The 14855-nt window shown below is 60.4% G+C and carries 12 protein-coding genes and 1 pseudogene; 9 read left to right on the top strand and 4 right to left on the bottom strand.

Features of this window, described 5'->3' with window-relative positions; translation table 11 throughout:
- Positions 1–247: 247 nt before the first annotated feature.
- From pqqA to AC07VR_RS06505, 4 genes are all read left to right on the top strand, one after another.
- Positions 248–319: a pyrroloquinoline quinone precursor peptide PqqA gene (gene pqqA / locus AC07VR_RS06520; protein ID WP_010209364.1), complete on the top strand. Its 72-nt coding sequence runs from the start codon at positions 248–250 to the stop codon at positions 317–319.
- 57 nt (positions 320–376) lie between these two features.
- On the top strand, positions 377–1291 hold the full coding sequence (pqqB, locus tag AC07VR_RS06515) for a pyrroloquinoline quinone biosynthesis protein PqqB (protein WP_495010755.1): 915 nt from the start codon (positions 377–379) through the stop codon (positions 1289–1291).
- 237 nt (positions 1292–1528) lie between these two features.
- On the top strand, positions 1529–2692 hold the full coding sequence (ercA, locus tag AC07VR_RS06510; RefSeq protein ID WP_494992811.1) for an alcohol dehydrogenase-like regulatory protein ErcA: 1164 nt from the start codon (positions 1529–1531) through the stop codon (positions 2690–2692).
- Complete coding sequence (locus tag AC07VR_RS06505) at positions 2676–4403, top strand: PAS domain-containing hybrid sensor histidine kinase/response regulator (RefSeq protein ID WP_494992812.1); 1728 nt, start codon at positions 2676–2678, stop codon at positions 4401–4403. Before ercA ends, AC07VR_RS06505 begins: the two co-directional genes overlap by 17 nt.
- A gap of 90 nt (positions 4404–4493) precedes the next feature.
- Here AC07VR_RS06505 and AC07VR_RS06500 read toward each other — a convergent pair whose 3' ends face one another.
- From AC07VR_RS06500 to AC07VR_RS06490, 3 genes are all read right to left on the bottom strand, one after another.
- On the bottom strand, positions 4494–5369 hold the full coding sequence (locus tag AC07VR_RS06500; protein WP_495010754.1) for a helix-turn-helix domain-containing protein: 876 nt from the start codon (positions 5367–5369) through the stop codon (positions 4494–4496).
- 77 nt (positions 5370–5446) lie between these two features.
- Positions 5447–6865 carry an aminotransferase gene (locus AC07VR_RS06495; RefSeq protein WP_495010753.1) on the bottom strand — a complete coding sequence of 473 codons (1419 nt, stop codon included), beginning with the start codon at positions 6863–6865 and terminating at the stop codon, positions 5447–5449.
- Between the two features lie 56 nt (positions 6866–6921).
- Positions 6922–8022 carry a polyamine ABC transporter substrate-binding protein gene (locus AC07VR_RS06490; RefSeq protein WP_495010752.1) on the bottom strand — a complete coding sequence of 367 codons (1101 nt, stop codon included), beginning with the start codon at positions 8020–8022 and terminating at the stop codon, positions 6922–6924.
- 444 nt (positions 8023–8466) lie between these two features.
- On the opposite strand from AC07VR_RS06490, the gene AC07VR_RS06485 reads away from it, so the two are divergent.
- The 4 genes and pseudogenes from AC07VR_RS06485 to AC07VR_RS06470 form a co-directional block, all read left to right on the top strand.
- Positions 8467–9810, top strand: coding sequence for an aromatic acid/H+ symport family MFS transporter (locus AC07VR_RS06485; protein WP_495010751.1), 1344 nt, complete (start codon positions 8467–8469; stop codon positions 9808–9810).
- Between the two features lie 127 nt (positions 9811–9937).
- The gene (locus AC07VR_RS06480) at positions 9938–11152 is read left to right on the top strand and encodes a benzoate/H(+) symporter BenE family transporter (protein ID WP_495010750.1); all 1215 of its coding nucleotides are present in this window, start codon (positions 9938–9940) and stop codon (positions 11150–11152) included.
- Positions 11153–11229: 77 nt separating this feature from the next.
- On the top strand, positions 11230–12498 hold the full coding sequence (locus AC07VR_RS06475) for an OprD family porin (protein ID WP_495010749.1): 1269 nt from the start codon (positions 11230–11232) through the stop codon (positions 12496–12498).
- A 515-nt stretch (positions 12499–13013) separates the two neighbouring features.
- Positions 13014–13391, top strand: a pseudogene (locus AC07VR_RS06470) (methyl-accepting chemotaxis protein); the annotation flags it as partial.
- A 20-nt stretch (positions 13392–13411) separates the two neighbouring features.
- Here AC07VR_RS06470 and AC07VR_RS06465 read toward each other — a convergent pair.
- The gene (locus tag AC07VR_RS06465) at positions 13412–13657 is read right to left on the bottom strand and encodes a DUF2790 domain-containing protein (RefSeq protein WP_494992816.1); all 246 of its coding nucleotides are present in this window, start codon (positions 13655–13657) and stop codon (positions 13412–13414) included.
- 121 nt (positions 13658–13778) lie between these two features.
- Here AC07VR_RS06465 and AC07VR_RS06460 point away from each other — a divergent pair, with 121 nt between their 5' ends.
- Entirely contained in the window at positions 13779–14711 is a 933-nt protein-coding gene (locus AC07VR_RS06460) for a LysR family transcriptional regulator (RefSeq protein WP_495010748.1), read from the top strand.
- The last annotated feature ends 144 nt before the right edge of the window (positions 14712–14855 follow it).

The raw sequence follows: 14855 nt of genomic DNA, 5'->3' as shown, positions 1-14855 counted from the left end.
GAGCTCGCTCGCGATGGACGTTAACGATAACGCGTGCTGTCTGAATGAACGCGTCGTCCTCAGGTTCATCGCGAGCAAGCTCGCTCCTACAGGAGGCAAGCCCGCGAATGGGGCTTGCCTGACACCCCCGCCAACACCCCCTACCAATGCACCCCGCAACCTCCTTCGAAAGTAGCATTCGGTCGCGCCACAGCCCGTGTATTAATGCCTCTACCGGAATTGCCCGGCATAAGAAGAGGATTGACCCATGTGGACTAAACCCGCGTTTACCGATCTGCGTATTGGCTTTGAAGTGACCATGTATTTCGCCAGCCGTTGATCGTTTTCCCGGCCAATCCCTGCATTGGCCGGGGCCTGCACATTGGAGCGCTGCCCTATGCACATCCGGATTCTTGGCTCCGCCGCTGGCGGTGGTTTCCCGCAATGGAACTGCAACTGCCGCAATTGCGCAGGCGTACGTAATGCCAGCCTGCGGGCGCAACGGCGTACGCAGTCTTCGATTGCCCTGAGCGATAACGGTGTGGACTGGATTGTGTGCAACGCTTCGCCGGACATTCGGGTTCAGCTGGAATCATTCCCACCGCTGCAACCGGCCCGCCAGTTGCGTGATACGGCGATTGCCGGGGTGATCCTGCTGGACAGCCAGATCGACCATTGCACCGGCTTGCTGAGCCTGCGCGAAGGCTGCCCGCATCAGGTCTGGTGTACCGAGATGGTCCATCAGGACCTGAGCAGCGGTTTTCCGTTGTTCACCATGCTGAGCCACTGGAATGGCGGGCTGCAGTGGCAGCCCATCGGCTTGAGCGGCGAACCGTTCAGCATTCCCGCCTGTAGCCACCTGCAACTGCGGGCCATTGCCTTACGCAGCAGCGCGCCACCGTATTCGCCCCATCGCGGCAATCCACAACCTGGCGACAACATCGGGTTGTTTATCGAAGACCTGCGCAGCGGTCGCAGCCTGTTCTACGCCCCGGGGCTTGGACAAGTCGACGACCACTTGCTCGACTGGATGCACCGCGCCGACTGTCTACTGGTGGACGGCACCCTCTGGCGCGACGATGAAATGCGCGTCAGTGAAGTCGGTGACAAACTCGGCAGCGAGATGGGGCATTTGCCGCAAAGCGGGCCCGGCGGAATGCTCGAGGTGCTCGAGGGTTTTCCCGAACAGCGCAAGATTCTCATCCATATCAACAACACCAACCCGATCCTCGACGAAGACTCGGCCGAGCGCGCACTGCTGGAGCGGCGCGGGATTGAAGTGGCATTCGATGGGATGGATATCGACCTGTAATCCCTGTAGGAGCGAGCTTGCTCGCGATATGGACGTTAACGGTAACGCGGATTTTCTGGATAAACGCGTCGCACTCAGGTCCATCGTCGGAACGCCGCCCGGAGCAAGCTCGCTCCTACACCGGCATTGGGGTTTGCCCGCGAAAGCGGCATGACAGGCTACCCATTGGTCTCATTGCATTCGTAACAAGATGCTTTAGGCTGGCGTTTATCTTCAAAACAATAAAAAAGGCTTTCCATGAGCCAGAACCTCAGCCAGCTGCGTAAATTCGTTTCTCCTGAAATCATCTTTGGTGCCGGTTGCCGGCATAACGTCGGCAACTACGCAAAAACCTTCGGTGCACGCAAGGTCCTGGTGGTCAGTGATCCCGGGGTGATCGCCGCCGGTTGGGTCGCCGATATCGAAGCCAGCCTGCAGGCTCAAGGTATCGACTACTGCTTGTACAGCGCGGTCTCGCCCAACCCCAGGGCGGAAGAGGTCATGCTGGGTGCCGAGATGTACCGGGAAAACCACTGCGATGTGATCGTCGCCGTCGGCGGCGGTAGCCCGATGGACTGCGGCAAAGGCATCGGTATCGTTGTCGCTCACGGGCGCAGCATTCTTGAGTTCGAAGGCGTGGACACCATTCGGGTGCCGAGCCCGCCGCTGATTTTGATCCCGACCACGGCCGGTACTTCGGCCGACGTCTCGCAATTCGTGATCATTTCCAATCAGCAGGAGCGGATGAAGTTCTCCATCGTCAGCAAAGCGGTGGTGCCGGACGTGTCATTGATCGACCCGGAAACCACCCTGAGCATGGACCCGTTCCTGTCTGCCTGTACCGGCATCGATGCCCTGGTGCACGCCATCGAAGCCTTCGTTTCCACGGGTCACGGGCCGTTGACCGATCCTCATGCGCTGGAGGCGATGCGCCTGATCAACGGCAATCTGCTGCAAATGATCGCCAACCCCTCAGACATCGCGCTGCGGGAAAAAATCATGCTTGGCAGCATGCAGGCCGGGCTGGCGTTCTCCAATGCGATTCTCGGTGCGGTGCATGCCATGTCCCACAGCCTGGGCGGCTTTCTTGATCTGCCCCATGGGCTGTGCAACGCGGTGCTGGTCGAGCATGTGGTGGCGTTCAACTACAGCTCGGCACCGGAGCGCTTCAAGGTGATTGCCGAGACCTTCGGTATCGACTGTCGTGGCCTCAATCACCGGCAGATCTGTGGGCGACTGGTGGAACATCTGATCGCCCTCAAACACTCGATCGGTTTCCATGAAACCCTCGGCTTGCACGGCGTCAGCATGGCGGACATTCCGTTCCTCTCGCAGCACGCCATGGACGACCCGTGCATCCTTACCAATCCGCGCGAGTCGAGCCAGCGTGATGTCGAGGTCGTCTATGGCGAAGCCCTCTGACGAACAACAGCGTGCTCTGGCCGGGCTGTTGGGGCTGGGCAGCCATTCGGCGCGCAAGAGCCATTACCCGGAGCTGGCGGCGCGTCTGGATGATCTGGAGACCGAGCGCAATCGCTATAAATGGCTGTTCGAGCATGCGGTACACGGTATTTTCCAGGCCAGCCTGCAAGAAGGGATGCGCGCTGCCAACCCGGCACTGGCACGAATGCTCGGCTACGAAGATCCACAGGAAGTGTTGTTTTCCCTGAAGGATCTGGCCGGCAATCTGTTTATTGGCGGTGTCGCCCAATTGCAGTCCATCGGCGAGACCTTGCAACGCCAGCGCAGCCTGCTTGGTTACGAAACACAGCTGCGGCGCAAGGATGGCAGTTGTCTCGATGTGCTGATGAACCTGCTGCTCAAACCCGATCAGGATGGGCTGGTAGAAGGCTTTGTCACCGATATCACCGAACGCAAACTGGCCCAGCAACGTCTGCAACAACTCAATGATGAACTGGAGCAACGTGTCGCGGCGCGCACCGACGAGTTGCTGGAAGCCAACCGCAATCTGCAACAGCAGATCGCCCGGCGCGAACAGATCGAACACGCCTTACGCGAGGCCCGGGATGCCGCCCAGGCCGCCAATCGCAGCAAGGACAAATACCTGGCCGCCGCCAGCCATGACTTGCTGCAACCGCTGAACGCCGCACGCTTGTTGATTTCGACCTTGCGCGAGCGGGATTTGCCGGACGTCGAACAGGTGTTGGTCGAGCGCACCCATCAGGCTCTGGAAGGGGCCGAAGACTTGCTCACGGACCTGTTGGATATCTCCAAACTCGATCAGGCCGCGGTCAAACCGGACATCGCGCTTTACCGCCTCGATGAATTGCTCACGCCGCTGGTCTCGGAATTCCAGTCAGTCGCCGAGGCGTCCGGTTTGAACCTGCGGGTACGCATTGGCGATTTTGCCGTACGTACCGACTTGCGGCTGATGACACGGATCATGCGCAACTTCCTCAGCAATGCCTGCCGCTATACCGATCGGGGCAGCATCCTGCTCGGCGCCAGACGGCGGGGCAATTGCCTGCGCCTGGAAGTCTGGGACACCGGTCGCGGTATCGCCGCCGACCGGCTGGATTCAATTTTCCTTGAGTTCAACCAACTGGACGTCGGCCGCGCTGCCGACCGCAAGGGGGTGGGACTGGGTCTGGCCATCGTCGAGCGCATCGCGAAAATCCTCGGCTATCGGGTCCAGGTTCACTCACGGCCGGGACGCGGCTCGATGTTCAGCATTGACGTGCCGATCTCCCGTGAAGTGCCGCTGCCCATCAGTCAGGCAGCGCCGCAGCCAGGTACGGGCAACCCCTTGCCGGGCCGACGTTTGCTGGTGCTGGACAACGAATTGAGCATCCTTGAAAGCATGAGCGCACTGCTCGGGCAGTGGGGCTGTGAGGTGGTGACGGCGACCGACGAGGTCAGCGCACTGCAGGCGTTGCAAGGGCGGGCACCGGAACTGATTCTGGCGGACTTTCACCTGGATCACGGCGTCGTCGGCTGTGAGGTGGTCAAGCATCTGCGCGAACATTTTGCCCGGCCTATCCCGGCCGTCATCATCACGGCTGACCGCAGTGATCAGTGTCGACGCTCGTTGCAAAAACTCGGCGCACCGCTGTTGAACAAACCGGTCAAACCCGGAAAGTTGCGCGCAGCGTTGAGTCAGTTGCTGGGTTAGTGCACGCAGGCAAGCCATCGCAACGTGCTGCATGACCGCCGAGGAGGGGGCAGGCCCGCCAGGTTGAGTGCCGATATGGCCGGCTCGGCGTCAGGCTACTCGGGTCTCCCGGTTCTGGGTCAACCAGTCGATGAACAGTGAAAACAACTCCGCCTGCGAGCTGATTTCCAGCTTGGTGTAGAGATTCTTGCGGTGCATGCGCACGGTTTCCGGAGAGATACTCAGTACCCGCGCGGTGGATTTTACCGAATGGCCACGCAGGATCAGGTGAGCGATCTCGCGTTCACGTACGGTCAGCAGGGCGCTACCGAAGTTCATGAAAGCGGCTTCGATTTGCTGGTTGAGGCTGGTCTGCGGGCCAGGTGGGGTGTCCCGTTCGGCCTCTGCAAACAGGCTCCGCAGGCCTCCGGTGGTGCCGAAACGGCGCAGCAGTTCGCGGACCATTGGCTCTACGGCACGCATCAGTCCCAGTTGTTGCGCATTGAAGGGTGTGGTGCTCAGGCCCTGGAACATGGACAGCGAAATCTTGCTCTGCCGGTCGAGGTCGACGATGTAGTAGCAGTCTTCCACGGCGCCGCTCTTGAGGTAGTAAGTCTTGTAATACTCACTGCTGAAGAAATCATCCGGAGCGATTTCCGAGAGGTGGTAGAAGCCTTCGGCGAGGCCGTTTTCCACGGCCAGACAGAACGGATCAAGCAGGTAACCACGGGAGAAGTAGCGGTTGATGATGTCGTCGCGGTGATCGCGCGGGATGCCTCGCTGGTGCAGCAGTTGCGGCGGCAGGCCTTTGCGTTCAAGGCTGATCATCATCGACTCGATGGGCGTCAAACCGTTGAGCGCCGCCGCCAGATGTTCGAGGAAGGTGGCGTCATCTATCGCCATGAAGGCCGTCGCCAGCCCGCCATGCCAGGTCTGAAAAGCCTGGAGAGGGAGCGCGGTAGACATATCGCTTGGGGTATCGGTCATGCCCGGCAGTCTACTCGCCGGGCACGTTGCAGGCAAAACGCCAGGCAGCCTTTTTTCCGCCATATATTGCCGGTAGCTCATTGGCCCTGGTACTGACCGCTGCGCTTGAGTTCATCGGCGGTATCCAGGATGCATTCGCGCAGGATCCGGAGCACCTCATCAACCTGTGCGTGAGTGATGATCAGCGGCGGCGACATCACGTTCAGGTGCCCGATAGGACGCACCATCAAGCCTTTGGCTTGTGCCCGCAGGTGGATTTTCTCGCCGATGTTCAGTGCGTCCGGGAAGAGCACCTTGCTCTGTTTGTCGGCGACGAATTCGATACACGCCATCAGTCGTTTGCAGCGCACGTTACCCACCAGTGGCAGGTTGGCGAGGGTCTGCAGGCGCTCCTCCAGGTAGCTACCGACATTTTCGACGTGGGCCAGCAGGTTTTCACGTTCGATAATTTCAATGTTCTTCAGCGCCGCGATACAGCTGACCGGATGCCCGCTGTAGGTGAAACCATGGGTGAAACAGCGGCCCTTGCCGGGTTCGCCGATCACCTGCCAGATGCGCCTGGAGAAGATGCAGGCACCCAGCGGCAGGTAGCCCGAGGTCAGTCCCTTGGCAGTGGTGATGATGTCCGGTTGCATACCGAACACTTCTTCTGAGGCGAAGAACTTGCCCAGCCGACCGAACGAGGTCACCACTTCGTCGGCGACATAGAGCATGTCGTAGCGCTGGCAGACTTCCCACATACGGCGGTGATAACCCTCAGGCGGGATGATCACGCCGCCCGAGCCCATGACGGGCTCGGCGAAGAATGCCGCAACGTTGTCGGGGCCAATGGTGAGAATCTTGTCTTCGAACTCGTTGACCAGGAAGTCGAGGAAGTCCGCTTCGCTCATGCCTTTCGGTGCCCGGTAATAGTTGGGGCAAGAGACGTGGTGGAACAGGTCGCTCATGAAGTCGAATTCAGGCGCGCGGTCGGCGGCCTTGTTGCCGATCGACATGGTCAGGAAGGTCGAGCCGTGGTAGGCGTTGATCCGCGAGATGATGTGCTTCTTTTCGTGCTTGCCACGGCTGTTCTGGTAGAACTGGACTAACCGGTAGGCGGTGTCTACGGCAGTCGAGCCGCCGGTGGTCAGGAACACATGATCGAGGTCGCCGGGGGCCAGGTTGGCGAGCTTCTCGCAGAGCGCGATGGCGGTGACGTTGGCCATGTCGCAGAACGGGTTCGAGTAGGCCAGCTGGCGCACCTGATTGGCGATGGCCTCGGCCATTTCCTCGCGCCCCAGGCCGATGTTGGTGCACCACATGCCGCCGACGGCGTCGAGGTAGCGATTGCCGGCGGTGTCGTAGATATAGGCGCCATCGCCTGCGGCAATGTTCAATGAGCCTTGTTCGCGATGCTCGTCGAACATGTGGAAGCCGTGCATGTAGTGCGCCTTGTCGGCGGCGACCAGTTTTTCCTGGTCAAATTGCGCAAAGAACGCTGGGGATTGAGTTGGCATAGCCTTCACCTTCGGAATAACTGTGGGGTGGAAATCTTTCGGCGCAGGGAGCGGCGTCATTTACCGGTCTTCACCATATTCCAGGTGCGGGTGATCAGACGGACGCTTGCCTGCGACTGGGTCTTCTGGGTGAACAGGCGCTTGAGGGTTTCCGGGTCCGGGTAGATCGCCGGGTTGTCGCGAATGTCCGCGGTCACCAGTGCCGTCGCGGCTTTGTTGCTGTTGGCATAGCGGATGTAGTCGCTGACCTCGGCGATCACCTGCGGCTGCAGCAGGTATTCGATGAATTTGTGGGCATTGGCTACGTTGGGTGCATCGGCCGGGATGTAGAAGTCATCGAACCAGATCAGCGAACCTTCCTTGGGAATGAAGTAGTCGAGCTTGATCTTCGCTCCGGCTTCCTGGGCGCGTGCCTGGGCGGTGGCGTAGTCGCCGGACCAGGTGGTGGACAGGCACAGGTCACCATTGGCCAGGCCGTTGAGGTAACCGGTCGAATCGAATTTGCGAATATAGGGACGCACCGCCATCAGCACCTCCTGCGCAGCCTTGAGGTCCTTCGGCTCGACACTATTGGGGTCGCGGCCCAGATAGGTCAGCGCCAACGGGATGATGTCGGTGGGCGAATCGATCAAGGTCACGCCACAGTCAGCAAAATGTGACACGACTTTGGGGTCGAAGATCATCGCCAGCGAACCGATGGGGGCGTCCGGCATGCGTTCCTTGATCTTGCTGACGTTGTAGGTCACGCCGTTGCTGCCCCAGGTATAGGGCGCCGAATAGGTCACGCCGGGGTCGTAGTTTTCCAGGCTCTTGAGTACATGCGGGTCGAGATTCCGCCAGCTGGGCAACAGCGTCTTGTCCAGTGGCTGGAATACCTTGGCCTTGATCAGCAGGGGCACCAGGGCGGCGTTGAGCACCACCAGATCGTAGCCGGAGCGGCCCGGCAACAGCTTGCCCTGGACGGTTTCGTAAGAATCAAAGGTGTCGTAGGTCACCTTGATGCCGGTGGCCTTTTCGAAGTTGGCGATGGTGTTTTCGCCAATGTAATCCGCCCAGTTGTACAGCCGCAGCGTGTTGCCGGGCGCATCCGCGCCATGGCTGAGCGCGGGTATTGCGGCCAGTGCCGCGCTGAGTACTGCTGCGAAGATTTTGCGCATATCAGTCCCACCTTATTGTTGTTCTTGCGCTCGGGGCGAGCTGCCAGGCTCACTTTCAAGCAGCGCCTGCAATCGCGCCATAACCCGATCGGGTAGGTGAGAGGTGCGTTCGGGTAAATGCCGGCGTTGATGCCTGGCTGCAACCCGGCGCAAGGGCGCTTACCCGCGCCGGTGAGTCCTGGCTTGGCATTTCACCCCCCCTGCACAAAACGGATAGCGATCTGCACAAAGCGGATATCGCCCCTCGCTTCGCCTTCATAACCTCACATGGCCTGAACAAGAACAATCGAGGAGCTGCCACGCGGCAATGCCGCACATGCTCAAGCAAGGTGCCGGGGATGACGCCTGCTGTATCACCCGCGTGACCCTGTCGGTGGTGGGTGGCGACGAGGGTTTCGGGGTTTACCCATGCAGTTCTAAAAATAACAACAAGAGACAGACGCCATGCGAAATATCGACGTACATGAAGTTATCGACAACGCGCGCTTCAACCGTTTCCACTGGATGGTGTTGTTCTGGTGTGCCCTGATCATCATCTTCGATGGCTACGACCTGGTGATCTATGGCGTTGTCTTGCCCATGCTGATGAAAGAGTGGGGGTTGAGCCCGCTGGAGGCTGGGGCGCTGGGCAGTTATGCGCTGTTCGGCATGATGTTCGGTGCGCTGTTTTTCGGGCCGCTCTCGGACAAGATCGGGCGAAAGAAAACCATCACCCTGTGCGTCATCCTGTTTAGCGGCTTTACCGTGCTCAATGGTTTTGCCAGCAGCCCCACGCAGTTTGGTATCTGCCGTTTCATTGCCGGTCTGGGCATTGGCGGCGTGATGCCCAACGTGGTGGCGCTGATGAACGAATACGCGCCGAAGAAAATCCGCAGCACGCTGGTGGCGATCATGTTCAGCGGCTATTCGGTGGGCGGCATGCTCTCCGCTGGCCTGGGCATCGTATTGGTCCCCAGCTTCGGTTGGCAGGCGGTGTTTTATGTGGCGGTTCTGCCGTTGCTGCTGTTGCCGTTGATTATGTACTTCCTGCCCGAGTCGGTGGGTTTCATGCTGCGTCAGGGGCGCAATGACGAGGCGCGCAAAATCCTCGAACGCGTGGATCCTGGCTATGCCTGGCAAGACAGCGACCGTCTGCACATGACGGAAGTGAAAGGCACCGGCACTCCCGTCCTGCAATTGTTTCGCGAAGGCCGTGCACTGCGCACGCTGATGCTCTGGGTGGCTTTTTTCTGCTGCCTGCTGATGGTCTACGCACTGAGTTCCTGGCTACCCAAACTGATGGCCAACGCCGGTTACAGCCTGGGCTCGAGCCTGTCTTTCCTGCTGGCGCTGAACTTCGGTGCAATCTTCGGCGCGGTGGGCGGCGGGATGTTGGGCGACAAACTCAATCTGCCACGGGTATTGGCGGTGTTCTTCACCATCGCTGCAGTGTCAATCACCTTGCTCGGCTTCAAGAGCCCGACGCCGGTACTTTACCTGCTGATCGCCATCGCCGGCGCCACCACCATCGGTTCGCAAATCCTGCTGTATGCCTGTGCCGCACAGTTCTACTCCATGGCTATTCGCTCCACCGGGCTGGGTTGGGCGTCGGGTATCGGTCGCAACGGTGCCATCGTCGGTCCGCTGTTGGGCGGCGCTCTGCTGGGTATCAGCCTGCCGTTGCAGCTTAACTTCATGGCCTTTGCCTTGCCGGGGGCGATCGCGGCCATCGCCATGACCTTGTTCGCCATCAGTAGCCAGCGTCGTGCCAACAGCGTTGCGTCCGCGCTGATTACGGCCAGGGCCTGAGGCTGATGAAGGGGAGCATGGCGTTCGCCGTGTTCCCCGGTTGCTCCTGAATCAATCGATTTCCCCCTGACAAGAGCATCCGGGCCGCGTGCCACGGATCGCCTGATGAGCCTTGCGGCGAGGTCCCATGAAAGCGTTGCTCCACGACTTTTCCCTGTCCGCCGCGGTCGCCGGGTTTATCGCCACGGTGATTTCCTATGCCGGGCCTTTGGTGATCATTTTTCAGGCGGCCGAGACTGCCCATCTGCCACGTGACGTGTTGTCGTCCTGGGTGTGGGCCATTTCCATTGGCAGTGCATTGCTTGGCATCGGCCTGAGCCTGCGTTACCGCGTACCGCTGATCATCGCCTGGTCGGCACCCGGGTCGGCGCTGCTGGTGGCACTGCTGCCGGGCATTTCCATGCACGAGGCGGTGGGCGCCTACCTGATCAGCAGTCTGATCATCTTTGTGGTGGGGGTATCAGGTGCCTTCGACCGGATTATCAGCAAGCTGCCAGCGGCGATCGCGGCGGCGATGCTGGCCGGCATTCTGTTCAGCTTCGGTACCGGGTTGTTCGTGTCCTTGCAAGGCAAGCCGCTACTGGTGCTGGCGATGTTCGCCACCTACCTGGTGTGCAAGCGCGTGATACCGCGTTACGCGGTGTTGGTGGTACTGCTGGTCGGTTGCTCCATCGCCTTGCTGGCGGGCGACTTGCATCGCGAGGCGCTGGTGATCGGCCTGGCCACACCGGTGTGGATCACACCGCATTTCAGCCTGAGCACGACCCTGAATATCGCCTTGCCACTGGTGATGGTGGCGCTGACCGGTCAATTCGTGCCGGGCATGGCGGTTCTGCGTGCCAGCGGTTATGCCACGCCGGCCAGCCCGATCATCGCCAGCAGCGCGCTGGGTACTGCGCTTCTTGCCCCCTTTGGCTGCCATGGTCTGAATCTGGCGGCGATTACCGCCGCTATATGCACAGGGCGTGAGGCCCACGAAGACCCAGGCAAACGTTATGTCGCCGGGGTGGTGGGTGGCCTTTGCTACCTGCTGCTGGGCATCTTCGGCGCCACTCTGGTCTCGCTGTTTTCCGCCTTCCCCAAAGAGCTGATCGCAGCCTTGGCCGGGCTGGCGTTGTTCGCCGCAATCGCAGGTGCGCTGGCGGGGGCCATGGCGGTACCGAATGACCGCGAGGCGGCGCTGGTGACCTTGCTCACCACGGCATCGGGTATGTCCCTGTTTGGTTTGTCCGCTGCCTTCTGGGGGCTGATTTTCGGCATGTCCACGCACCTGTTGCTGAGTGCCCGGCGACCCGACTCCGTTACTCGGATAACCCGCGGCCAGGAGGAGGTGGCGCGCTGAGATCCAAGACATCCACATCGAAACCGATGCGGGTGGAGCACTGCAACCTGTCGATCAATAACAATAAGAGCAAAACGATGAAACAGACTTCTCCAGCAACTCGTTCAGTGTTGTCCCTGGCTGTCGCCTTGAGTTTTTCCAGCGGCCTGATGGCCGCCGAGGGTGGCTTTGTCGAGGATGCCAGCGCCACCCTGCAGGCACGCAATTATTACTTCAGCCGCGACTTTTCCGACATCGTCGGGGCGAACAAGCAGTCGAAGACCGAGGAGTGGGCGCAAGGCTTTATCCTCAACCTCAAATCGGGTTATACCCAAGGGCCGATCGGGGTAGGCGTGGATGCCATGGGGCTGTTGGGCCTCAAGCTCGACAGCAGCCCGGACCGGGCCAACACCGGGTTGTTGCCGGTGCAGGGCGATGGTCGCGCGCCGAATGATTACAGCCGTCTGGAGGCTGCTCTGAAGCTGCGTTACTCGAAGACCGAACTGCGGGTCGGCGAGTTGCAACCCAATCTCCCGGTGTTGGCCTTCAGCGATATCCGTCTGCTACCTCCCAGCTACAAGGGCACGAGCATCACCTCCAGCGAGATCAATGGCCTGACCCTGCAGGGCGGTCATTTGAGCTCAACCAGCCTGCGCAACGAAGCTGGCGAGCAAAAACTGCAGGCCATGCTCGGTCATCTGCCGCAACGCCAGGTCAGCAGTGATGGCTTCAATTATGCGGGCGCCGATTACGCGTTCAATAACAAGCGTACCTCGGTCAGTGCCTGGTATGGGCAACTGGAGGACATCTACAGCCAGCGCTTCCTGGGCCTCAAACACAGCGAGCCTTTCGGTGATTGGACCCTGGGCGCCAATCTGGGTTACTACGATGCCCGCGAAGACGGTAAAAAGCTGCTGGGCACGATCGATAATCGGGCGTTCTTCTCCTTGCTGTCGGCCAGACACGGCGGCCATACCTTCTACCTCGGGTATCAGGGGATGTATGGCGATAGCGCCTTCCCACGGGTATTCGCCAACGTCTCGCCGCTGGGCAACGAAGCACCGACCTACGAGTTCGCCTTCACCGATGAGCGTTCCTGGCAGGTGCGTTACGACTACGATTTTGCGGCCTTGGGGTTGCCCGGTCTGACTAGCACAGTGCGTTACATCACAGGCAATAACGTCGACACCGGCAAGGGCTTCGAAGGCAAGGATCGCGAGCGCGACCTCGATCTCGGCTACGTGGTACAGAGCGGAACCTTGAAGGGGCTCGGGATGCGGGTGCGCAACGCCGTGGCGCGCTCCAACTACCGCAGCGATATCGACGAAAACCGCCTGATCCTCAGTTACACCTGGACGCTGCGTTGATCGGCATGGAGGTTCATATGGCACGAAAAGTCTGGGCCGGGTTGCTGTTGTCTGCAGCAGGCATAGGTGCAGTGGTGTTGGCCTGGGGCGATAGCGGGCGCCTGTTGCTGGCCGCAGGGATAAATCTGGCATTGCTGCTCGGGGCCGTGCTCTATCACCGCCAGCCAGTGGTGGTGCTCGAGGATGACGTGGAGCGCGAACCGCAACCGCCTGCGCTCAGTGCGCCAGTGGCCGTGGTGCAGACGCTGACGCAGGTGCCCGAACCTGCGTGGCCGGGCGCACAAGTGCAGGCCACCCTGGAGCAGTTGACCCAGGCGGTGCTACAGACTGAGGAGGACATGCGCTTCGCCGATCAGTTGGCGCGGGCGGCGGGCGAGCGAGTGAAGTCCAGCGCGCAGAGTATGCAATCTTCGGCGAGCGTGCTGAGTGATCTGAACCTCTATTTGCAGCGTCTGGATCAGGTGTTCGACGAGCTGGGCAGTCAGTCGGTACGAATCGGTTCCATTGTCGGCAGCATTCAGGACATCGCCCGACAGACCAATCTGCTGGCGTTGAATGCCGCCATCGAGGCAGCACGAGCCGGCAGCCATGGCCGAGGTTTTGCGGTGGTGGCAGACGAGGTGCGCAATCTATCCCGCCAGGCCGCCGACTCCAGTGCTCAGATCAGGCAGATCGCTACGGGCCTGGAAAAGTCCGCCGAGGACGCGCGGCAAGGCATCGAGCACCTGACGGTTTCAACCCGGTTGGGGCTGGAGAAGGCCGAGGTCGCGTTGCACTCAATGGGCGAGCTGCGCACGGGTGCGGTGGCCAGGGTGGAGGTGGTCGAACGCATCATGCAACGGCTGGCCAGCCTGCATGAACTGGCATTGCATGCGGCGCGGCTTGTCGCATGAGTAGCGCTGCCCGGGCTTGATCAGGAGTTGCCCGAGCAGCCGCCCATGACCTGGTAAACCAGGCGATGGGTTTCACCCTGGTGATCGACATAGACCATGGTCGCGGGCACCACTTCGCAGGCGTTTGCAGTGGGCGACACCGAGATGACCTTGGCGATATCGAGTGGCTGCGCGGGGTTGTACTGAGTCGCAGGGACTTGTTCGTCGCCGGCCGCCATGACCGAGGTGGCGATGACTGCCAGAAACAGACTGATCAACGTTTTCATTTCATTTTTCTCCTTGGTGATCCTGATGCCTGAAGTCTATTCCTTGCCTGTTGTAGATAAAGAGGGGTTTGCTTGATGCAGCCTTACATGAAACGCAACAGTCAGTGCGCCCGGAGGGCATATGGACCTGCTCAATAGCCTGCGGGTATTCGTCCGCGTGGTCGATAGCGGCAGTTTTACCGCAGCAGCGCAGGCACTCGATTTCTCTACCGCGCAAGTTTCACGGTTGGTGGCGGATCTGGAGCAGCATGTGCAGGCGCGCCTGCTGCAACGCACCACCCGGCGCCTGCGGTTGACCGAAGCCGGCGAGCGCTTTTTGCGGCGTGGCCGGCAGATACTCGAGGAAATGGACGAAGCCACCGCCGAAGCCCGCGACGCCCATCTCAACCCCAGTGGTCGGCTTCGGGTGCACAGCCTGAGCGGTTTGGGTGTGCTGATCACACCGCTGATCGCCCGTTATAGCGAGCTCCATCCTGAGGTGGTGTTCGAGCTGACCCTGTCTCAGCGCAATCCGGACCCGCTGGAAGAAGGTCATGATGTGGTCATCTCGATTGCCCAGGAATTGGCCGACTCGCAATTTGTCGCACAGGTCATCGGGCAGATTTACAGCCTGCCTTGCGCCTGCGCGCAATACTTGCAACGCCATGGTGTACCGGGAGTGCCTGTGGACCTGAATGAGCATCGCTGCTTACGCATGCTCGATCCGTTGTACCACGATGAATGGGTATTCCATGACGAGCGGGGCGGGTACAGCCTCGTACCCGGCAAGACCTTCCAGAGCAATGTCGCCGAGTCTATGGTCAAGGCCTCTGAAGCGGGCATGGGCATCAGCCTGCTGCCTTTCTATACCGCGACCCGTCCGGTCAGCGAAGGCAAGTTACTGCGTGTGCTGCCGGCCTATCGCCTACGTGAACGACATGTCTACGCAGTCTATCCATCGCGGCGTTTCCTCGATGCCAAGGTCAGAACCTGGGTGGACTTTCTCAAGGTGGAGCTGCCCAAGCTGTTTGCCGAGCATGAGGCGGTCATGAACGACCCACGCCACTGGGCCTGATGCCAGCACCTTTGTAGAGGGGAAGGCGCAGATGCTCCTCAACCGGTGCCCCACCAACCAGGCCCCGATGGCTGAATCGACGCCCCCCCCGTTGCTATTTGACGAACGCCCGCATGTCGCTGGTTTCAAGTCTGTTTGCGCTGT

The organism is Pseudomonas sp. GW821-FHT02H09, assembly GCF_059421425.1.
Note: the sequence above shows the minus strand (reverse complement) of the source record. Positions and strands in the feature narration are given on the sequence as shown.